The sequence below is a fragment of the Aeromonas sp. s1(2024) genome, assembly GCF_040908005.1.
Classification (GTDB): Bacteria; Pseudomonadota; Gammaproteobacteria; order Enterobacterales; family Aeromonadaceae; genus Aeromonas; species Aeromonas caviae.
Genome location: NZ_JBFOCW010000083.1, coordinates 141,045 through 159,744, shown reverse-complemented (window position 1 = coordinate 159,744; position 18,700 = coordinate 141,045). Strand labels below are relative to the sequence as shown.

Genomic DNA, 18,700 nt, shown 5'->3' with positions numbered 1-18,700 from the left:
ACCGCCTCAGTGCGGGTCGGAGGGGCTGGTTGTCTCGCCCTCTTGCCATGCCATCAGCCAGATCTTCAGTTTGCTCAGGGGCATGGGCTTGGCATAGACGTAGCCCTGGATCAGGTGGACTCCGTGGCGATGCAGATAATCCACCTGCTCCTGGGTTTCGACCCCTTCGGCGATCATCTCCATGCCCGATTTGAGGCCGAAAGCGATGGTGGCATCCAGCACGCTGCGCTTGAGGTCGTCCGTGCCTATGGTATCCACGAACATCTTGTCGATCTTGATCTGGCGAATGCCGAGCCGTTGCAGGTAGGCAAAGCCGCCATAGCCGGTGCCGAAGTCATCCAGCTTGAAGTGATAGCCCCTCTCCTGCAGGGCTGCGATCTCCGCCATGGCCCCCTTGATGTGCTTGATGGGATCCCGCTCGGTGAGTTCGAAGGTGAGGCGGGCCGGCGAGGGCCAGCCATGGCGCTGCAACTGGGTGCGCAGACGAGGCTGCTCGATATGGCCCGCCACCAGATTGACGCTGACCCACTGGTGCGGGGCCAGGACGGGGAGATCCGCCAGGATGCGCTCCAGCAGTTGATCCGTCATCGGCAGGATCAGCCCCTGCTCCTCCGCATAGGCGATGAAGGTGCCTGGCGACACCAGATCCCGTCCTCGCTGCCAGCGCAGCAAGGCCTCGAATCCCACCACCCTTCGGTTTCTGCTGTCCACTATGGGCTGATAGAAGGGGATGAACTCCCGCCGAGCCAGCCCTCTTTGCAGCAATCCTTTGAGGGAGCGCCGGTAGTTTCTAAGGCCCCAGTAGAGGGCCGCCAGCAGCGCCCCCAGCGCCCCGGCCGACCAGAGGCCATCGCGGTGTATCTGTGAGCGTGCGTAGCGTTTCAGTGCCTCGCCAGCCCAGAGGGTCTGCTCCACCTGATGCTGGGGGTCGAAACTGAGCAGCCGTATCGGGTGTGCCTCTTCTCGAATGTGCTTGTTGCCACGGGGGAAAAAGAGCCCGGACTGGGTCGGGTGCTTGTGGTTGAACTCCAGATAGAAACAGTCGTTGCAGGGGGTGCGGAGCAGCTCATGGCTCCAGCTGCTGTCGAGCACCCAATAGGCCAGATTGCCGTTGCGTCTCGCATAGACCAGGGTTTCGCGTTCGGTATCGAACATGGGGGCCGTGCTGGATATATGAAAGTCGGGGGAGGCCGGTATGCCGGCGTCGGCAAGCTGGGGCAGGGCGGGGCCCAGGGTGGAGCAGCCGCTCCCGTTGGCAAGCTGCAGGCCGGCCAGGCGAATATGGCGGTTGTAATACTGGGGTGAGCGCAACAGCGCCATGTCTGTGGGGCCGCAATCGAAGGCAAAGTGGGCGAGTTGAGCGGGGACATCGTGATCCAGGAGCTGGTTGCGCTCCTGCAGGTAGTCGAGCAGAGCCCTTTCCTTTGTCTGCAGCAGGTGGTGAGCCAGCTTGTCGCTCAACAGGGGGGTGAGCAACAGCATCAGCAGCGGGGGCAAACAGAAGAGGCCCAGAGGAATCCATAACGGAGATCGTGCAGACATGGTGGGCCCCCTTCTTCCCTGAAATGAAACAACCCGATTGAGACTCAAGCATCATAGCATTAGCTGCATCGATTTGAGCCAAGTTGGTCACACTTGGAACAAAAACGATAATTAATTGATAAATAAAGGATATGGCTACACACCTGAACAAGATTCAATCGCTGACCTGTCATAAATGACAATTGTCCAGCTTATCTGAAGTGGCTAAAGTAGCGGTGCGGTTTGACTCACCGTGTGTTCAATACTCCTGTATCTATTTTTGTCAGTAGCACAGAGTGTTAGTTTTGATATGAGTGTTTCTTTTGGTCCCCGCTGTGGGACCATTTTTCTGTCCGCTCCTCAGCCTGTGTCCCCTCGTTCTCTCCCTTGATGCCTCTTTTGCGGCCCGCACAACGGCGCCGCATGACGCATCCGCCCGCTTATTTGCAGAAGCGGGATCTTCATCCATAGGCGGCGTTTGGTCTGGGCTGATACCATGATGCCCTATGGATGCTGTCGGCTACGGAAAGGCACATGAAACTGACCACTCAACTCGTCTCTTTTATTACGCTGTGCGTGATCTCGGCCATGGCCATGGTGATGCTCGGCGGGGTCTTCAGTTTTCGCCAGATGGGAATGGAGCTGCAGCAGAACCGTGTCGACTCCCTGGTGGAGATCATCGACAAGCAACTGGGGGTGACCGATGACCAGCAAGCCCTTGCCCGCTGGCTGCCCTCCCTGTTGCGGGCCTCCCATGTGGTGGAGCTGGAGATCCGTCAGGACAAGCAGCGGGTCTACTGGTTTCGCGATGTGCAGCAGCAGACGGACGAGAGCCTGCTGATCGCCTACAGCGAGGCGATCCCCAATCAGGCCGGGATGCGGGCCGACTTCAAGCTGGACAGGCCGTTCAAGGAGTTCGAGTACTCCATGAAGGCGATGTTCGGCATCTCTCTGGGTATCTTCATCGTGGTGTTCGGGCTCTGGTACTCCATCCGCTGGCTGCGTCTGCAGTTGCGCGGTGCCGAGCTGCTGGCGGAGCGTGCCCAGCTGATCCTGGATGGCAAGCTGACCAAGCTGGCCCATGACCCTGCCGAAGAGTGGCCTGTTTCGGCCAGTCAGGCCCTCACCCATCTGCTGACCGAGCTGGCCGACGCCCGCAAGGAGCGCAGCCGCTTTGACAACTTCATCCGCAGCAACGCCTTCGTTGACAAGACAACGGGCATCGGCAACCGCCTCTTCTTCGACAACCGGCTGGAGAGCGCCATCATGGAAGCAAGCGTGATCAGCGGCGGTGTGCTGCTGATCGAGCTGGCCGGTCTGGAGGAGCTGGATCCCGAGCTGAGCGGGCGCCCGAGCCAGGAACTCCTGATGGAGGCGAGCGCCACCATCGGCGCCTTCGTGCGCAAGCACAGCGGAGCCCTGCAGGCGCGCTATGCCGGTCAGGTCTTTGCCGTGCTGCTGCCGAACATGTCTGAGAGCGAGATGGTCGACGGCGCCAGCCAGTTGCTCAAGAGTCTGCAACGACTGCACTGGCCCGAAGCGGTCAATGCCGACACCGCCGTCTATCTCGGTGCGGTCTGCTATCAGGCACAGGATTCCCTGCTCAAGGTGCAGGAAGAGGCGGAGCTGGCGCTCAAGAGCGCGCGCCTGCAAGGACACAGCGGCTGGTTCCTGTTCGAGAAATCCCTCAACGAGGAGGCGAGCAGCAAGGGAACGGTGCGCTGGCGCACCCTGATCAGCCGTCGCATCGAGGAGCAGGGCATCGACTTCTACGTCCAGCCTGTGCAGCAGGAGCGGGATCAGGTGGTGTTGCAGCAGGAGCTGCTCATCCGCCTTCACGACGAGCAGGGCCGGGAGCTGCAGGCGGGGGTCTTCATGCCCATGGCGGAGAAGGCCGGTCTGCTGCTGCCGCTGGACAGGCTGGTGGTGGCCCGAGCCTTGCGACTGCTGCGCCAGCGACCGGCATCGAGCTGCCCCATCAGCCTCTCTCTGTGCGCCCAGAACCTGCTCACCCGCGAGTTCCAGCGCGAGCTCTTCTTCGAGCTGTTCCAGTTGCCGCGCAGTACCAACGAGGGGTTGATCCTGCAGTTGTCGGAGTCCCAGGTGACCCGCCACTACGAAGCCCTCAAGCGGCCGCTTCGGGCGATGCGCATGCTGGGGTGCAGGCTGGCCATCGATCATGCGGGCCAGGACGTGGTGAGCACCCAGTACATCAAGGAGTTCGAGATCCACTTCCTCAAGCTGCACCCCAGCCTGGTGCGGGAGATCCACCTGCGCCAGGTCAACCAGATGGCGGTACGCAGTCTGGTGGGGGGCTGTGCCAATACCCAGACCCGGGTCATCGCGGTGGGGGTGGAGAGTGGCGACGAGTGGAAGATGTTGCGACACCTGGGCGTGCATGCCGGTCAAGGTCCCTGGTTTGCCGACCCCGAGCCCCTCAACCTGCCTGACTAGCGCCCCGGCCGGGGTGACAGGCGGCCCTGCTCCTGCAGGCCCGCCAGCCCCTGCAAGCCACCGGTGTGGATGAAGATGATCTTGCTGCCGCGCGCAATGCGGCCTGCCGCCAGTTCGCGAAACAGCCCCCACATCGCCTTGCCACTGTAGATGGGTTCCAGCGGCAAGCCGGTTTCGGCACTGAATGCCTGCACCCATTGCCAGAGTGCCGGACTGAACCTGGCATAGCCGCCGTCGTGGTGATCCAGCGCGATGCGCCAGCCCGGGGTGGTGGCCGCCGCCGGATGCAACCGGCATACCTCGCCGGTGATGAAGTCGGCCCCCTTGAGCACCGCGATGGCCAGGATCTGCTCCTGCGCCCGCTTGCCCGCGATGAGTCCCGCCAGGGTACCGCCGCTGGCGCAGGGCAGCACCCAGAGATCCGGCGAGAAGGGCACCTCGTCGACCAGCTCGGCCACCCCGGGGATGGCCAGCGGGCTGCTGCCTCCTTCCGGTACCAGCAGGGTGTCGTCATCCTCGAACCGGGCAAGCCATTCGGGATCCTGGCGCCGGCGATAGTCCTGGCGGTCGACAAAAACGAGATCCATGCCCCAGCCTTTGGCCGCTTTCAGGGTGGGATTGCTGACGGTATCCCCTTCACCGCGTATGATGCCCGTGGTGCGCAGTCCCAGTCTGAGTCCTGCTGCGGCCAGGGCGTGGATGTTATTGGAGTAGGCGCCGCCAAAGGAGAGGATGTGGCCCTTGCCCAGCATCTGTGCCTGTTGCAGATGGTATTTGAGCTTTCGCCACTTGTTGCCGGAGAGGGTCGGGTGGATTAGATCGTCCCGCTTGCACCAGAGCGTGACGTCATGGGCTGCCAGCAGAGGATGCCGGATCCGGTGCAGGGGGGAGGGGAGCTGAAGGGGGGCCATGGGATCGTCTCCCGTGGGTGCCAGCGTGGTCGTCGATGCGTCGTTTGTCATAAAGTTGGAGGCTAATAGCCTGTTTATGTTAAGGTTTAGTCCGTTTTACGCGGCCAGGTGAAGATCCAGATGAAGTCACTGTTCAGGCGTTCTCCCTCCAGCCATCAGGTCGGGATCCTGCTGGCCAGCGATCGCATTCTGCTGGCCTGCGTGGACCCCGTTCCCGTGTTTGCCAGCCAGCCTGTCAACGGCCCCCACGACTGGTCCAAGGCCCTGGCCGAGCTGTTTTCCCGGCACGGTCTGGCCAAGTCTAAGGTGCGGGTGGCCCTCGCGGCCAGCCTTTATCAGCAGATCCAGATCGACAAGCCCGCCGTCCCCGATGCCGAGATGGCGGGGGCCCTGCCTTGGGCCATCAAGGATTTCGTCAACGAGCCGGTGTTGCAGCTCGCCATGGATTATGTGGACCTGCCGACGCCCCCTGCCGGGCGTCCGCGCATCAACGTTGTCTGCATGCCCAAGAGCCGGGTGCAGCAGGTGGCGGATGCGGTCAACGGCGCGGCGACCCTGGAGGCCATCGTCAGTGACGAGCTGGCCATGACGGCCCTCTACGAGGCGGACCAGATGGTGCGCATGCTGCTCTGGCAACCCCGGGGGCAGGAGCTGCAACTGCTGGTCTTCCATCGGGGCGGACTCTGTTTCTCCCGCCAGTTGCGCGGATTTGCGAGCCTCACCGGCAGCCATGAGCCAGATGCCGACCAGCTCGACGCGCTGGCGCTGGAGATCCAGCGATCCATCGATTATCTGGCTGGCCATCTCAAGCTGCCCGAGCCCGGCCAGTTGCAACTGGCCATCGCCTCCTCCGCCATGGGGGTACTGGTGCGTCATCTGGAACAGACGTTCGGTTTCCCGGTGTCGGCCATGGCAAACAAGGCGGTACTGGCAGGAGTCGAATACCTCAGTGCCTATAGCGCCGCCCTGGGCAGGAGCGACTGATGAAACACCAAATCAACCTCTATGGCGCCGAATTCCGGCCAAGACGCCTGTGGGCCAGCCTGCCCCAGATGGCGTTGGTCTGGGGCGGCGTCCTGGTGCTGCTGCTGGGGGCCACCCTCTTCTATGGCTGGCAACAGCAGGGCCTCGATCGTGAATTGGCTGGCGTACGGGCACAGCTCGACGTGCAGCGCGGCGAGGCCAGGCGTCTCGATGCGGAGCTGGCGCGCCATCTGGCGAATGCAGACTTGCAGCGGCAACTGGCCGACAAGCGGGAAGAGCTGGGGGCCAAACAGGCGCTGATGCAGCAGCTTGGCCACCTCTCCCTGCAAAAATCCCAGGGCTATGCGGGGGTGATGGCGGACCTGGCCCACCTGCGGGATCCCCGTCTCTCCCTGCAACGGATCGAGATAAGCGACGGGCGCATCAACCTCGCGGGTGTGGCCGAACGCAGTCAGGACGTGCCCGCCTGGGTGAACCGCTTCAAGCAGACCCCCTCCCTGGCGGGCAAGCAGTTTGGCGAGCTCACCCTGAGTCGGGACAAGGAGGGCCAGCTTGCCTTCCAGCTCAGTGGCATAGCGCGGGAGACTCCCTGATGGACATGAAGGCACAATGGCAGGGATGGGCGCAGCAGATCGCAGCCCTCAGCCTGCGCGAGCGGATCCTCATTCTGTTGACCGGGGTCGTGCTGCTCGGGGCCATGGGCATCTACGGCTGGCTGGATGACGCCGACACCCGGCTGGGCCAGGATCGGCAGGCCCTGGCTGCGGCGCAGCGGGATCTGGAGATCCTGACCCTGGAAAACCAGGGCAAGCAGGCCAGGCTGGGGCGGGATCCCGATGCCCAGGTACGCGATCAGCTCGCCGGTGTCGAGACGTCTCTGCGCAAGATGGATGCTGAGCTGCTGGCTCAGACGGTGGATCTGATCCCCGCCCACGAAATGCCCGCGGTGCTGGAGGCCCTGTTGTCCCGCTCCGCCAACCTGCATATGCTGGCGCTCACCTCCCTCAAGCCCGAGCCGCTGATGGCCGGGGAGCAGAAGGTGAACCTGTTCAGGCACGGCATCCGGCTTCAGCTGGAGGGCGGCTATTTCGATGTCTACCAGTACCTGAAAGCGCTCGAAGCCCTGCCTCGCCACTTCTACTGGAAGGGCTTTGACTACCGGGTGGTCGAGCATCCCAAGGCGGCGGTAGCGATGGAGATCTACACCCTCAGCACCAGCAAGGAGTTCATCCGTGGTTAAGCGGCATGTCGGCGGGACGGGATCCCGCATTTTTGCCTTCCCATCCTGGCGCTGGCTGGCCCTGTGGGGGAGCCTGCTCGCGCTGCAGGCCCAGGCCGAGGTGCTGCAGGATCCCACCTTGCCCCTGGCGGGATCCGGCTCGGCGGCGAGTGTCGCCAAGGAGGCCGGTCTGCCCAGGTTGCAGAGCGTCATCCTGGGGAGCGGGCCCGCCCTGGCGGTGCTCGACGGTCAAAGCTACCGGGTCGGCCAGCAGGTCAACGGATTCCGGCTGGTGGGGATCAGCGCCGACAGCGTGGTGCTGGAAAAAGCGGGCAAACGCCAGACACTGTCCCTGTTTGGCAGCAAGATCCGGATGTGAAGTGGGTGTCGCACGGGATGGTGCGGGCCAGGTTTGTCGAGTTTCATAGCGAGTCAGGTGCACGAATAACATGAAAAAACCCCCTTTTTGTCTGCTTCCCCTCGCGCTGGCGGTGGCGGGTTGCACTACCTATCGTCACCCCGAGCCGGTACAGGCCAAAGATGCACTCAAGCAGGCGATGAGCGAGCAGAGCCCGACCGCCCCCCTGACTTCCCTGCCCCCCTCGGTGCAGAGCGAGCTGTTGCAGCTCAATCGTCCCCAGCAGCCGATGACCATTCCCGAGAAGCGGATGCGCATCGCGGCCCATGACGTGGACGCGGTGGAGTTCTTCGGCTCCCTGTTCAAGGGCTCCCGCTACAGCGTGGCGGTCCATCCCGGTGTGGCGGGCGTCATTTCGGTAGAGCTCAAGGATGTGACCCTGCAGGAGGCGCTGGCGACCGTCGGCGACATGTACGGCTTCGACGTACAGCGCAAGGGCAACGTGTTCCACGTCTATCCCGCCGGTCTGCGCACCGAGACCATTCCGGTCAACTACCTGATGATGGCCCGGCGCGGTCTCTCCCGTACCTCGGTGAGCACAGGCGGGGTGACGGCCAACGACAACAACAATGGCAATAACAACAACTTCGACAACGGCCTGAACAACAGCGGCAACAACAACAGCCAGGGCAACACCGCCAACGGTGACAACAACACCAACAGCAACGGCACCCGCATCGAGACGGACAGCAACAACGACTACTGGACCGATCTGCGGGATGCCTTGCAGACCCTGATCGGCACAGGGGAAGGGCGGGCCGTCATCACCAGTCCCCAGGCGGGCCTGGTCACGGTGCGTGCCTATCCCAAGGAGCTCAAGGCGGTGCGCGAGTTCCTGGACCAGTCCGGCGAACACCTCAAGCGCCAGGTGGTGCTGGAGGCGCGGATCCTGGAAGTGTCCCTCAACGAGGGTTATGAGCAGGGGGTGGACTGGAGCGGCCTCTCCGCGAGTTGGGACGGAGGCAAGGGCATCACGGGGGGCGGCTCCCTCATGGACAGCCCCATCGCTTCGACCCCCAACCAGATCTTCCGGGCTCTGGGGGGGGGCGCCGGTTTCACCATCTCCGATGGCAACTTCAACGTCGCGGTCAGCCTGCTCAAGACCCAGGGGGACGTGAACACCCTCTCCAGCCCGCGCGTGACGGCCACCAACAACCAGAAAGCGGTGATCAAGGTGGGGACGGACGAATACTTCGTCACCAACGCCTCGACCACCACCACCACCTCGGGGACTTCGGCCCCCATCGTCACCCCGAACGTGGAGCTGACCCCCTTCTTCTCGGGGATAGCCCTGGACGTGACGCCCCAGATCGACGAGCAGGGCAAGGTATTGCTGCATATCCACCCCTCCGTCATCGACACCGAGGAGCAGAGCAAGACCATCAGCGTCGGCACCGCCGATCCCCTGGTGTTGCCGCTGGCCAAGAGCTCGATCCGCGAGTCGGATACCGTGGTGCAGGCCAATAACGGTGACATTATCGTCATCGGCGGTTTGATGAAGACCGACAAGCAGGAGATCGTCAGCAAGGTGCCGCTACTGGGGGATATTCCCTGGCTGGGCGAAGCCTTTACCAACCGCCGCGAGAGCACCAAGAAGGTGGAGTTGGTGATCATGCTCAAACCGACCGTGGTGGAGAAAGATACCTGGCAAAACGAGCTGCAACGCTCCTCCGAGCTGCTCGACAAATGGTATCCCCCCAAGGGCTGATCCGGGATGACGCGCCTGTTGAGCACTCCTTCTCCCATGTGGCGGCGCCTCCCGGCTGCAGCCAGTCTGCCCTGCCCGACGGCGGAGGCGCCATGTCGCTGATCCGGGGCTGTCTGCGGCTGCGCGCCCGGGACTCTGGCCGGGAGGGTGCATGTATCTGAGCCACTTCGGACTGCGGGAAGCCCCCTTCGGCCTGACCCCGAACACCGGTTTCTATTACGGCCTGCCCCCCCACGAGGAGGCCATGCAGGTGCTCAACTGGGCGCTGGGGCAGGGGGAGGGCTTCATCAAGGTGACCGGCGAGGTGGGCACCGGCAAGACCCTGCTCTGTCGCAAGCTGCTGAGCGAGCTCGGCTCCGAGGCCTGCCCGGTGCGTCTGGCCTGGCTGCCCAACCCCCATCTCACTCCGGGGGAGCTGCGCACGGCCCTGGCCCTGGAGCTGGGGCTGACGCTGGCGGGGGAGAGCGAGCTGGATCTCACGGATCGCATCCATCGCCATCTCATCGCCCTGCACAGGCAGGGGAGCCGGGTGGTGGTGCTCATCGACGAGGCACAGGCCCTGCCCGACGAGACCCTGGAGGCGATCCGGCTGTTTGGCAACCTGGAGACCGAATCCAGCAAGCTGCTGCAGATCGTGCTGTTCGGCCAGCCGGAGCTGGATAACCGACTCGGCAAACCCCGTCTGCGCCAGCTGCGCCAGCGCATCGGTTTTTCCTACCGCCTGCGGCCGCTGCGGCTCGACGAGACCCGGGCCTATCTGGAGTACCGGCTGCAGGTGTCCGGCTATCGCGGGGCCGCCCTGTTCGATGGCCGCGCCCTGCGCAGGCTGTGGCGCGCATCCCGCGGCATTCCCCGCCTCATCAACATACTGGCGCAGAAGTGCCTGATGCTGGCCTATGGTCGCGGTGTGCGGCGGATCGACAGCGCCCTGGTCCGGCTCGCCATCCGGGATACCGATGATGCCCGCCGTGGCCGTCTCACCCTCTGGTGGCCCCTGTTGTTGTTGTTGGGCACCGCCCTGGCGTATGGAGTCTGGTCATGAGCGTGATCAATCAGATGCTGAAAGATCTGGATAGGCGTCAGCAAGAGGCCGAGGGAGCCGCCGTCTATGTGGCGCCGGTGCGCCAGCAAGGCTGGTGGATGCTGGTGCTGACCCTGCTGTGTACCCTGGCCCTGGGGATCCTCGGCTGGCGCACCTGGATCTTCTGGCAGCAGAGCCTGCGAGCCTCCCTGCCAGCGGCGCAGGTCGAGGCCCCCCGCACCGCCCCTGCGGTGGCGCCATCCGCGCCCCTGGCGGTGGTGGCCACCACGCAGGCGGTCTCCTCTGCCGCGCCAGTGGCAAAGGTGCCCGCCGCCAGTGCCGAGTCGACCGCCACGAGAGTGGCCCCCTCCGCAGCCGAGCAGGCTCCGGCCGATGAGGCCGTGCTCGCCGATGAGGGTAATCCGCAGGAAGCGCTGGGGGACGAGACGATCCCGAGCGACGAGGAGCTGCAGCCGGACCTCTATGCCGAGCTGGCCGCGGAGCAGAGCGCCGAAGAGGCGCCTGCACCCGCCGCGCCGCGCAAACCCGGGATCCTGAAGATCGAGACGGTGGAACTCTCCGACGCCGAGCTGGCCACCCTGGCCGAGCGCAAGGCGACCACGGCCATGGCCAAGGGACGGATGCAGGAGGCGCAGGATGGCTACTACGAGGTGCTGGCCCACGATCCCCACAACCAGGGGGCGCGGGAACAGCTGGCGGGCCTGCTCTATGGCGCCGGACGGCTGACCGAGGCCGCCCAGGTGCTGGAAGAGGGGCTGAGGCTGGATCCCGCGCAGGCGGACCTGCGTCTGCTGCTGGCCCGTGTGGCCATCAGCGGAGGGGATCGGCAGAAGGCGCTGGATTGGCTCACCGGCTATCAGCCCGATATTGCCAGCAATCTGGATTATTACGCCACCTGGGCCGGCCTTGCCCAGGAGCTGGGGCAGCCTGTCCAGGCGTCCGAGATGTACGTCAGGCTGCTGCGCCAGCAGCCGGATCAGGGGCGCTGGTGGCTGGGACTGGGGGTGGCGGAGGATGGTCAGGGACACCGTCAGCGGGCACTGGATGCCTATCGCAATGCCCAGTTGCACGGCAATCTGGGGGAGGCCTCCACCCAATGGCTCGAACAACGAATTGGCCAACTGACCCATTGATTAAAGCGGCAGTTCGATGAGCCCATGCCATCGGACAAGGCAGCGGGCGTGAAGCAACAGAGATCGGAGCAACAATGGCACAACCCAGACTGAAAATGCGCCTAGGCGACCTGCTGGTACAGGAACAGATCATCTCGGATGATCAGCTGCAGCTCGCCCTGCAGCAGCAGCGCCAGATCGGCCGCAAGCTGGGGACCACCCTCATCGATCTCGGCTTCATCAGCGAGGTGCAACTGCTGACCTTCCTCGCCCGTCAGCTGGATGTGCCCTTCTTCGATCTCAACAACCTCACCATCGACGTCTCGGCCGTGGCGCTGTTGCCCGAGGTGCAGGCGCGCCGCTACCGGGCGCTGGCCGTCAACCTGAGCGACGACAAGGTCACCGTGGTGATGTCGGATCCGGCGGATCTGAGCGCCCTCGACGCCATCGCTGCCCTGCTCAGCCCGCGGGAGCTGGTGCTGGCCGTGGCCCGTGAAGGCCAGCTGCTGGAGTATTTCGACCGCCTCTATCGCCGCACCCGGGAGATAGAGAACTTCGCGGTGCAACTGCACGAAGAGCACCAGGAGACCGGCTTCGAGCTGGGGGCCGGCAGCCTCAATGCCGCAACCGATGAGGGGGAGGCGACGGTGGCCAAGCTGCTGCGCTCCCTGTTCGAGGACGCGGTACAGGTGGGGGCCTCCGACATCCATATCGAACCGGACGAGAAGGTGCTGCGCATTCGCCAGCGTATCGACGGCGTGCTGCACGAGAACATCCTCAACGAGGTGCGCATTGCCCAGGCGCTGGTGCTGCGCCTCAAGCTGGTGGCCGGGCTCGACATCTCGGAGAAGCGTCTGCCCCAGGATGGCCGTTTCAACATGAAGGTGCGCGGCCGCGACGTGGATGTGCGGATGTCCACCATGCCGGTGCAATATGGCGAGTCCGTGGTGATGCGGCTGCTGGATCAATCCTCCGGCATCTTGTCGCTCGCCGAGACCGGGATGCCGCCCGCCATCCTGACCCGCTTTCGTCGTCAGCTCAAACGCCCTCACGGCATGATCCTGGTGACGGGCCCGACCGGCAGCGGCAAGACCACGACGCTCTACGGTGCCCTCTCCGAGCTCAACCAGGCCAGCCACAAGATCATCACGGTGGAAGACCCGGTGGAGTACCGCCTGCCCCGCATCAGCCAGGTGCAGGTCAATCCCAAGATAGGGCTCACGTTCTCCCAGGTACTGCGCTCCACCCTGCGCCAGGATCCGGACATCCTGCTGGTGGGGGAGATGCGGGACAACGAGACGGTGGAGATCGGCCTGCGCGGCGCCATCACGGGTCACCTGGTGCTGACCACCTTGCACACCAACGACGCCGTGACCAGTGCTCTGCGTCTCATCGACATGGGGGCGCCCGGCTATCTGGTGGCGAGCGCCCTGCGGGCCGTGGTGGCCCAGCGCCTGGTGCGGCGGGTGTGTGAACACTGCGCCTGCGAGACGGCGCCGGACGAGGGGCAGGCCACCTGGCTCTCGGTGCTCTCCGGTGAAGCGCCGGGCCAGCATCGCTATCGCAAGGGGCGGGGCTGCCAGAGCTGCAACTTCACCGGCTATGCGGGCCGGATCGGGGTCTACGAGCTGCTGGAGCTGGATCAATCCATGATGGATGCCCTGCGCCGCAACGATGCCGAGGGGTTTGCCCGGGCGGCACGGGCGCACGAGCACTACCGCCCCCTGGCCCTGACGGCGCTCGACTATGCCCGCGAGGGGATCACCTCGGTGGACGAGGTGCTTCGGCTGGCCGAGGACCTGGGGTAACGCATGAGGCATCTGGATCGTACTGAATCACTCTGCCGGGGTCGCCCATGAACCGTTTTGCCTACAAGGGGCGTGACAGCCAGGGCCAGGCCGTCAGCGGTGTGGTGGAAGCGGTGAGCGAGCTGGCCGCCGCCGAGCAGCTGATGCGCCGCGGGGTGATGCCCACCGAGCTGAAGGCCGGCAAGGCCAGGTCTGCCAGCATCGACTGGTCGCTGCTGCTGGAAGGGAGCGTCAAGCTGGAGGAGCTGGTGGTCTTCAGCCGCCAGATGTATGCCCTGACCCGGGCAGGCATCCCTATCCTGCGCGCCATCGCGGGGCTGGAGGAGAGCGCCCACAGCAAGCCCCTCAAGCGGGCGCTTCACGCCCTGGGGGAGGATCTGGCCAACGGCCGGCCGCTGTCGAGCGCGATGCAGTCGCACCCGAAGGTGTTCAGCAGCCTCTTCGTGGCCATCATCCACGTGGGGGAGAACACGGGTCAGCTGGAGGAGGCCTTCCTGCAGCTCGCCAACTATTTCGATCTGGAGCTGGAGACCCGCAAGCGGATCAAGACCGCCATGCGCTACCCCACCTTCGTGCTGATTGCCATCGCCGTCGCCATGGTGATCCTCAACATCATGGTGATCCCCGTCTTTGCCGGGATGTTTGCCAAGTTCGGGGTGGAGCTGCCGCTGGCGACCCGTATCCTGCTGGCCACCTCCCACTTCTTCGTTCACTACTGGTGGCTGCTGCTCGCCATCCTGGTGGGCGCCGCCGTCGGCTGGCGACGCTGGGTTGCCACCACCAAAGGCAGGCTGACCTGGCACAGATGGCAGCTGCGGCTGCCCATCGTCGGCTCCATCATAGAGCGCTCCCTGCTTGCCCGTTTTGCCCGCAGCTTCTCCATGATGCTCAAGGCCGGCGTGCCGCTCAACACGGCGCTGACCCTGGTGGCCGATGCGGTGGACAATGCCTGGATGGCGGGGCAGATCCGCGACATGCGGGGCGGCATCGAGCGGGGGGAGAGCCTGCTGCGCACCGCCGGCGCCAGCGGCCTGTTCACCCCTCTGGTGATGCAGATGATCGCGGTGGGGGAGGAGACCGGCCAGGTGGACGAGCTGCTGCACGAAGCGGCCGAGTATTACGAGCGTGAGGTGGATTATGACCTCAAGAGCCTCACCGCCCGCATCGAACCCATCCTCATCGGCATAGTGGCGGTCATGGTACTGGTGCTGGCGCTGGGTATCTTCACTCCCATGTGGGACATGATGAGAGCTGTTCGCGGCCAGTGACAGGGTTCAGCATCTTCACTCCTCTGATGGTGGGAGATGATGAGAGCGGTGCGCGGGCAGTAGGCAGTATCTTCACGGTTATCCGGATGCCGCCCGTGCCGGGCACAGAGAACAAGGTATGAAAGAGCATGAGCAGAGAGTCCGAGCAGGATGAGCACTGGCTGGGGGGATATCGGCGGATCGTCGTCTTTATCCTGCTGGCGGTTATCGTCACGACCCTGGTCATGAGCTATCGCAATCACAGGGAAGAGGCGCTGGCCATCAGCGCCAGCCTGCTCGGTGAGCAGTTTGCACAGCGGGCCCAGCGCCTGCACGGACGCTGGCTCGACGAGCGGCGTCCGTCGGTGCTCCATGCCGAGGGCACAGCCTGGCAGTTCGATGAGCGGGGCTGGCCTCTGGCGGTGTTGCCGCGCCAGTCGCCATCGGCCGATTGCCGTCAGCTCTGGCTCGCCCTGCTGGGGCACGATGAGGGGCTTTCGTCCTGGCAGGCCCTTGCCAGCGAAGGGGGCGGCGGGTGTGAATTCGGCCAGGAAGGGCACTGGCTGCACTACAGCTTCACCGATGGCCGGGTGGTGGCCCTCCCCTGATTGGGTGCTTCAAGTATTTCATTGACATGATTTTTTTCTATCCGCATGAAATAATGCGGACCATTACGGAGGCAGCATGGCAGCAAAGAGAGTGAGACCCGTTCGGGCGCTTGGCCGGATGGCCGGTTTTTCCCTGATTGAGCTGGTGATCGTCATCGTGATCCTGGGGATCCTGGCCGTCACCGCCTTGCCCCGTTTTCTCGATGTGACCGACGAGGCGAAGAAGGCGAGCGTGGAAGGGGTGTCCGGCGGTTTTGCCACCGGGGTGTCCCTGGTGCGGGCCCAGTGGGAGGCCGAAGGACGTGCCAGGCAGGATGGGCTCAACACCGTGCTCTATGACGGCTCGCGTTTCTATCTGACCACGCCGACCGACAGTCAGGTCAGCAATGGCGAGCTCTCTCCCGGGTATCCCATGGACACGGCAGCAAGTGGCACGCCCGATGTGGATCCGGCCAGCCTGACGGCGGCCCGCTGCCTCAATATTTGGGAGGGGTTGTTGCAGAATCCTCCCAAGGCTACTGCCCGCTTTGACGAGGTGCGCGGTAGCGGCAATGACCTGAAGTTCTATGCCACGGTGAGCAACAATGGACTGGATTCGGTCTGCCGTTACTATCTGGTCAACAGCCTGAGCAAGGGAAGTGATGGACGTTATCAGGACCCGCAAGGGAGCACGGATGCGTTCATGAGTTTCAGTTATCGCCCGGCCTCCGGCCAGGTGACCACCAATATCAATTGATAAACCGAGGAAAGACGTAATGAAGAAGCAATCGGGTTTCACCCTGATCGAACTGGTTATCGTGATCATCATCCTGGGCATTCTGGCGGTCACCGCCGCACCCAAGTTCCTGAATCTGCAGGATGATGCGCGCACTTCTACCCTGAAGGGTGTTGAGGGCTCACTGAATTCTGCAGGCGCCATGGTTTACAGCAAGGCGGTTCTCAAAGGAAAAGATAAAGAAAGTACTGCATACGATTTGGATTTGGGTAACGGCAAACAGGTTTCGACCCTGTTTGGCTACCCGGTTGCGACCTCCGCAGCGTTGACCGCTGTGGTTGAGTTGAATGTAAATGACTGGGTGTTTGCTGCACCGAAAGGCTCCAACCCAGCATACATTCAGATCTTCCCAAATGGTGTATCTACCGGCTCGGACACCTGCTATGTAACCTATACCGAAGCCACTTCTACCGCTGTTCCAGTAGTAGAAACCAAAGCTTGTAATTAAGAACTATCTAAAGAAGCAGGGAGATATTCTCTCTGCTTCTTTTTTAGAAATGGGTAAATGTGGCATGCGAAAAGAACGGATTAACAGACATGGCTTTACCCTGATTGAACTGGTGATCGTGATCCTGTTGCTCGGGATTCTGGCCGCCTTTGCCGTGCCCAAGTGGCTGGGCAAAGGCGGCTTTGAAACCCATACCCTGCGTGACGAGCTGGTGGCCCGGCTGCGGCTGGTGCAGACCATGAACATGCAGGAAGGGGACGCGCGCTGCACCCAGCTAGTGCTGGAGGCGGGGCGTTTTGGCCATCTGACCGGGGCGAGCTGTGCGCCTGCCCCCATTTCGGGCTGGCGTGGGGATGAGCAGAGTCGCGGGCGCCTGGTGCAGGCGTCCGGCAACCTGCAATTCTCTCCTCAGGGGGCATTCCATTTCGACAAGCGCAGCGGCAGGCCCCTGTGGCCAGGCTGCATCAACGGCTGCGAACTGGCGGTCAGCAGCGGCCAGGAGAGTGCCCGGCTGCGCATCGAGTCGGAAGGCTATATCCATGCGATCCCCTAAGATCCGCCGCGGCTTCACCCTGGTCGAGTTCGTGGTCGGCATCGTGCTGCTGGCCGTCGCCCTGACCGGCATCCTGGGGCTGCTTATCAATCAGGCTCCCCAGGCGGTGGATCCGGTGCAGCAGGTACGCGCCGCCCAGCTCGCCCAGCGCATCCTCGGCGAGATGCTGGAGAAGTCTTTCGACGAGCATTCCGATCACAACGGCGGCCGTTTTCGCTGCGGCGAGACGGCAGGAAGCCCGGCGGTGGCCTACCCGGCCTGCACCGACAGCGCCAGCTATGGCCCGGACAGCGGCGAGACCCGCCCCTACACGTTCAACGACGTGGACGATTTCGACACGTCAGGCCGCTGGGTGGACGCCAGCTACTTTACCCAGGCCTCGGCCGCGAGCAGCGAAGAGGAGTATCGGCGCTACCAGGTGAAGATCGCGGTGGTGCCGGATACCCTCTTTGGCAGCGCGGGGGAGGGGGCCGAGTCCATCGGCAAGCGCATCACCCTGACCGTGCGCCTGCCGGACGGGAGTGAGCTGGTCTTCGGCCTCTATCGAGGGAACTACTGATGGGCAAGCCACATTCCCGTGATGCCGCGTGGGAATACCCATGCGCCAGACTCGCCCGTGACCGCGTCCGACTCGGGCGTGAGGGGGGCTTCACCCTGGTGGAGCTGGTGATGGTGATCCTGCTGCTCGGAGTGATGGCGACATTTTCCAGCCAGTTTATCGGCATCGGCACCCAGATTTACGGGGATGCCAGCCGCCGCGAGCAGCTGATGAGCGATGCCCGTTTCGCCCTGGAGCGGCTCAACCGCGAGGTGCGCGACGCGGTCCCCGGCTCGGTGCGGGTCGAGGACGAAGGGGGAGGCGCCCTGGAGCAGGGGGCCTGTCTGCGCTTCTGGCCCATCGCCACCGCCAGTCGCTATTTGGGCTCTGTGGCCAGCACCGGGCTCAGCATAGTCACGCCATCCGTGCTCCCCAAGAAAAATGAGGATCTTGCCATTGTGTATCCCCTCGCGAGCACGGGCCTCCTGAATCAGGGTTGCCTGCAGGGAAGCTGTACCGCCCGCGTCACCGATGTGGGCAGCGACGTATCGGGCGCACTGCCCTTGACTCTCAGTAACGGTTTCGTCAAGGACTCGCCGGGGCAGCGCATCTATTTTGCGAACCAGCAGGTGCTCTATTGCGTGAGAGGGGGCAGCCTCTGGCGCATGGCCAGGCCCCTGGACGACACCCTGAGCAGCAGCGAGACCACCCGGTTGATGGCGGAGCATATTCGTCCCGCCGCCTATTACTTCTATCGGGAACCCGCCGCCTTCAACCAGAGCGAGGTGGGGCTGCGGCTGGAGTTCGAGCAGCGCGACGAGCGCGTCGTCTTCCACCACAAGCTGGAGACCCTCAATGCGCCCTGACACTCCCTCCATGGTGAGGTCTCAGCGGGGCAGCGCCATCCTGATCGCCCTCTTCGTCATCGTCATCATGGCCCTGCTGGCGGCGGCCATGGGGCGTTTCCTGGTGGACAGCGCTGAGAAGCACACGGTGGAGGTACGCGGCGTGCGTGCCCTGATGGCAGCCCAGAGCGGGCTGGAAATTGCCCTCTATCGACTCTATCCCAATGGCCAGTGGCAAGGGCAGCAATGCGCCGCCAGCACCAGTCTCAGTTTCACCGATGCAGGACTGACGGGCTGTCAGGCCATCGTCACCTGCAACAAGGTGTCGGTGAGTGCCGCTGGCGCCACCCAGACCGCCTATGACTTCAGCAGCGAGGGGCGCTGCGGCGACCCGGAAACCAACAGCGGCCCGAATCCGGACTTTGCCGTCAGCCGCACTCTGGTGGCACAAGCCTTCGATGGAGTGAACCCATGATCCGCCGCCTCTGTGCTGCCCTTGTCTTGTTGTT

Annotated in this window: 19 protein-coding genes; 17 read left to right on the top strand and 2 right to left on the bottom strand. The window is 63.8% G+C overall.

The annotated features are described in order from the left end of the window. Positions 1-6: 6 nt before the first annotated feature. A complete protein-coding gene (locus AB5Y70_RS20145) occupies positions 7-1,542 on the bottom strand; it encodes an EAL domain-containing protein (protein WP_161469766.1) in 1,536 nt (511 codons plus the stop codon). Between the two features lie 513 nt (positions 1,543-2,055). Here AB5Y70_RS20145 and AB5Y70_RS20140 point away from each other — a divergent pair. Then, positions 2,056-3,975 (top strand): EAL domain-containing protein, encoded by a 1,920-nt coding sequence (locus tag AB5Y70_RS20140; RefSeq protein ID WP_043154407.1) that lies wholly within the window; start codon positions 2,056-2,058, stop codon positions 3,973-3,975. Here the strand turns inward: AB5Y70_RS20140 and AB5Y70_RS20135 are convergent. After that, positions 3,972-4,886, bottom strand: a complete 915-nt coding sequence (locus AB5Y70_RS20135) for a 1-aminocyclopropane-1-carboxylate deaminase/D-cysteine desulfhydrase (protein WP_050485207.1) — start codon at positions 4,884-4,886, stop codon at positions 3,972-3,974. The genes AB5Y70_RS20140 and AB5Y70_RS20135 overlap by 4 nt on opposite strands. A 120-nt stretch (positions 4,887-5,006) precedes the next feature. Between AB5Y70_RS20135 and AB5Y70_RS20130 the strand changes: the two genes are divergently transcribed. From AB5Y70_RS20130 to AB5Y70_RS20055, 16 genes are all read left to right on the top strand, one after another. Beyond that, positions 5,007-5,870 (top strand): hypothetical protein, encoded by an 864-nt coding sequence (locus tag AB5Y70_RS20130; protein WP_043154403.1) that lies wholly within the window; start codon positions 5,007-5,009, stop codon positions 5,868-5,870. Beyond that, on the top strand, positions 5,870-6,463 hold the full coding sequence (locus AB5Y70_RS20125; RefSeq protein ID WP_368176117.1) for a PilN domain-containing protein: 594 nt from the start codon (positions 5,870-5,872) through the stop codon (positions 6,461-6,463). Before AB5Y70_RS20130 ends, AB5Y70_RS20125 begins: the two co-directional genes overlap by 1 nt. Beyond that, positions 6,463-7,110 (top strand): MSHA biogenesis protein MshJ, encoded by a 648-nt coding sequence (locus tag AB5Y70_RS20120; protein WP_043154397.1) that lies wholly within the window; start codon positions 6,463-6,465, stop codon positions 7,108-7,110. The genes AB5Y70_RS20125 and AB5Y70_RS20120 overlap by 1 nt, the downstream gene beginning before the upstream one ends. Before the next feature lie 28 nt (positions 7,111-7,138). Continuing rightward, positions 7,139-7,468, top strand: coding sequence for an MSHA biogenesis protein MshK (locus AB5Y70_RS20115; protein ID WP_199767382.1), 330 nt, complete (start codon positions 7,139-7,141; stop codon positions 7,466-7,468). A gap of 70 nt (positions 7,469-7,538) precedes the next feature. Then, on the top strand, positions 7,539-9,215 hold the full coding sequence (gene mshL, locus AB5Y70_RS20110) for a pilus (MSHA type) biogenesis protein MshL (protein ID WP_043154394.1): 1,677 nt from the start codon (positions 7,539-7,541) through the stop codon (positions 9,213-9,215). A 151-nt stretch (positions 9,216-9,366) separates the two neighbouring features. Beyond that, positions 9,367-10,257: an ExeA family protein gene (locus AB5Y70_RS20105; protein ID WP_161646822.1), complete on the top strand. Its 891-nt coding sequence runs from the start codon at positions 9,367-9,369 to the stop codon at positions 10,255-10,257. After that, positions 10,254-11,390: a tetratricopeptide repeat protein gene (locus tag AB5Y70_RS20100; RefSeq protein WP_109421905.1), complete on the top strand. Its 1,137-nt coding sequence runs from the start codon at positions 10,254-10,256 to the stop codon at positions 11,388-11,390. The genes AB5Y70_RS20105 and AB5Y70_RS20100 overlap by 4 nt, the downstream gene beginning before the upstream one ends. 74 nt (positions 11,391-11,464) lie before the next feature. Next, positions 11,465-13,177, top strand: coding sequence for an MSHA fimbrial ATPase MshE (gene mshE / locus AB5Y70_RS20095; protein ID WP_109421906.1), 1,713 nt, complete (start codon positions 11,465-11,467; stop codon positions 13,175-13,177). Between the two features lie 47 nt (positions 13,178-13,224). Beyond that, positions 13,225-14,445 (top strand): type II secretion system F family protein, encoded by a 1,221-nt coding sequence (locus tag AB5Y70_RS20090; protein ID WP_109421907.1) that lies wholly within the window; start codon positions 13,225-13,227, stop codon positions 14,443-14,445. A 128-nt stretch (positions 14,446-14,573) separates the two neighbouring features. Then, positions 14,574-15,032 carry a hypothetical protein gene (locus tag AB5Y70_RS20085; protein ID WP_109421908.1) on the top strand — a complete coding sequence of 153 codons (459 nt, stop codon included), beginning with the start codon at positions 14,574-14,576 and terminating at the stop codon, positions 15,030-15,032. Positions 15,033-15,108: 76 nt separating this feature from the next. Continuing rightward, complete coding sequence (locus AB5Y70_RS20080) at positions 15,109-15,768, top strand: type II secretion system protein (RefSeq protein WP_041214308.1); 660 nt, start codon at positions 15,109-15,111, stop codon at positions 15,766-15,768. A gap of 19 nt (positions 15,769-15,787) precedes the next feature. Beyond that, positions 15,788-16,255 carry a prepilin-type N-terminal cleavage/methylation domain-containing protein gene (locus AB5Y70_RS20075; RefSeq protein WP_109421909.1) on the top strand — a complete coding sequence of 156 codons (468 nt, stop codon included), beginning with the start codon at positions 15,788-15,790 and terminating at the stop codon, positions 16,253-16,255. Positions 16,256-16,319: 64 nt separating this feature from the next. After that, a complete protein-coding gene (locus tag AB5Y70_RS20070) occupies positions 16,320-16,808 on the top strand; it encodes a Tfp pilus assembly protein FimT/FimU (RefSeq protein WP_102949028.1) in 489 nt (162 codons plus the stop codon). Further along, positions 16,795-17,367 (top strand): prepilin-type N-terminal cleavage/methylation domain-containing protein, encoded by a 573-nt coding sequence (locus AB5Y70_RS20065; RefSeq protein ID WP_102949029.1) that lies wholly within the window; start codon positions 16,795-16,797, stop codon positions 17,365-17,367. The genes AB5Y70_RS20070 and AB5Y70_RS20065 overlap by 14 nt, the downstream gene beginning before the upstream one ends. Then, positions 17,367-18,212 (top strand): PilW family protein, encoded by an 846-nt coding sequence (locus AB5Y70_RS20060; protein ID WP_081000882.1) that lies wholly within the window; start codon positions 17,367-17,369, stop codon positions 18,210-18,212. Before AB5Y70_RS20065 ends, AB5Y70_RS20060 begins: the two co-directional genes overlap by 1 nt. Further along, the gene (locus AB5Y70_RS20055) at positions 18,202-18,666 is read left to right on the top strand and encodes a hypothetical protein (protein ID WP_053288078.1); all 465 of its coding nucleotides are present in this window, start codon (positions 18,202-18,204) and stop codon (positions 18,664-18,666) included. The genes AB5Y70_RS20060 and AB5Y70_RS20055 overlap by 11 nt, the downstream gene beginning before the upstream one ends. Positions 18,667-18,700: the final 34 nt, after the last annotated feature.

What these genes read in the sequence shown, in the direction of transcription:
- AB5Y70_RS20135 (WP_050485207.1), bottom strand. Translation starts at nt 4,886, where the DNA reads ATGGCCCCCCTTCAGCTCCCCTCCCCCCTGCACCGGATCCGGCATCCT.
- AB5Y70_RS20085 (WP_109421908.1), top strand. Translation starts at nt 14,574, where the DNA reads ATGAGCAGAGAGTCCGAGCAGGATGAGCACTGGCTGGGGGGATATCGG.
- AB5Y70_RS20100 (WP_109421905.1), top strand. Translation starts at nt 10,254, where the DNA reads ATGAGCGTGATCAATCAGATGCTGAAAGATCTGGATAGGCGTCAGCAA.
- AB5Y70_RS20065 (WP_102949029.1), top strand. Translation starts at nt 16,795, where the DNA reads ATGCGATCCCCTAAGATCCGCCGCGGCTTCACCCTGGTCGAGTTCGTG.
- AB5Y70_RS20090 (WP_109421907.1), top strand. Translation starts at nt 13,225, where the DNA reads ATGAACCGTTTTGCCTACAAGGGGCGTGACAGCCAGGGCCAGGCCGTC.
- AB5Y70_RS20055 (WP_053288078.1), top strand. Translation starts at nt 18,202, where the DNA reads ATGCGCCCTGACACTCCCTCCATGGTGAGGTCTCAGCGGGGCAGCGCC.
- mshL (WP_043154394.1), top strand. Translation starts at nt 7,539, where the DNA reads ATGAAAAAACCCCCTTTTTGTCTGCTTCCCCTCGCGCTGGCGGTGGCG.
- AB5Y70_RS20080 (WP_041214308.1), top strand. Translation starts at nt 15,109, where the DNA reads ATGGCAGCAAAGAGAGTGAGACCCGTTCGGGCGCTTGGCCGGATGGCC.
- AB5Y70_RS20060 (WP_081000882.1), top strand. Translation starts at nt 17,367, where the DNA reads ATGGGCAAGCCACATTCCCGTGATGCCGCGTGGGAATACCCATGCGCC.
- AB5Y70_RS20070 (WP_102949028.1), top strand. Translation starts at nt 16,320, where the DNA reads ATGCGAAAAGAACGGATTAACAGACATGGCTTTACCCTGATTGAACTG.
- AB5Y70_RS20105 (WP_161646822.1), top strand. Translation starts at nt 9,367, where the DNA reads ATGTATCTGAGCCACTTCGGACTGCGGGAAGCCCCCTTCGGCCTGACC.
- AB5Y70_RS20140 (WP_043154407.1), top strand. Translation starts at nt 2,056, where the DNA reads ATGAAACTGACCACTCAACTCGTCTCTTTTATTACGCTGTGCGTGATC.
- AB5Y70_RS20120 (WP_043154397.1), top strand. Translation starts at nt 6,463, where the DNA reads ATGGACATGAAGGCACAATGGCAGGGATGGGCGCAGCAGATCGCAGCC.
- AB5Y70_RS20145 (WP_161469766.1), bottom strand. Translation starts at nt 1,542, where the DNA reads ATGTCTGCACGATCTCCGTTATGGATTCCTCTGGGCCTCTTCTGTTTG.
- mshE (WP_109421906.1), top strand. Translation starts at nt 11,465, where the DNA reads ATGGCACAACCCAGACTGAAAATGCGCCTAGGCGACCTGCTGGTACAG.
- AB5Y70_RS20130 (WP_043154403.1), top strand. Translation starts at nt 5,007, where the DNA reads ATGAAGTCACTGTTCAGGCGTTCTCCCTCCAGCCATCAGGTCGGGATC.
- AB5Y70_RS20075 (WP_109421909.1), top strand. Translation starts at nt 15,788, where the DNA reads ATGAAGAAGCAATCGGGTTTCACCCTGATCGAACTGGTTATCGTGATC.
- AB5Y70_RS20125 (WP_368176117.1), top strand. Translation starts at nt 5,870, where the DNA reads ATGAAACACCAAATCAACCTCTATGGCGCCGAATTCCGGCCAAGACGC.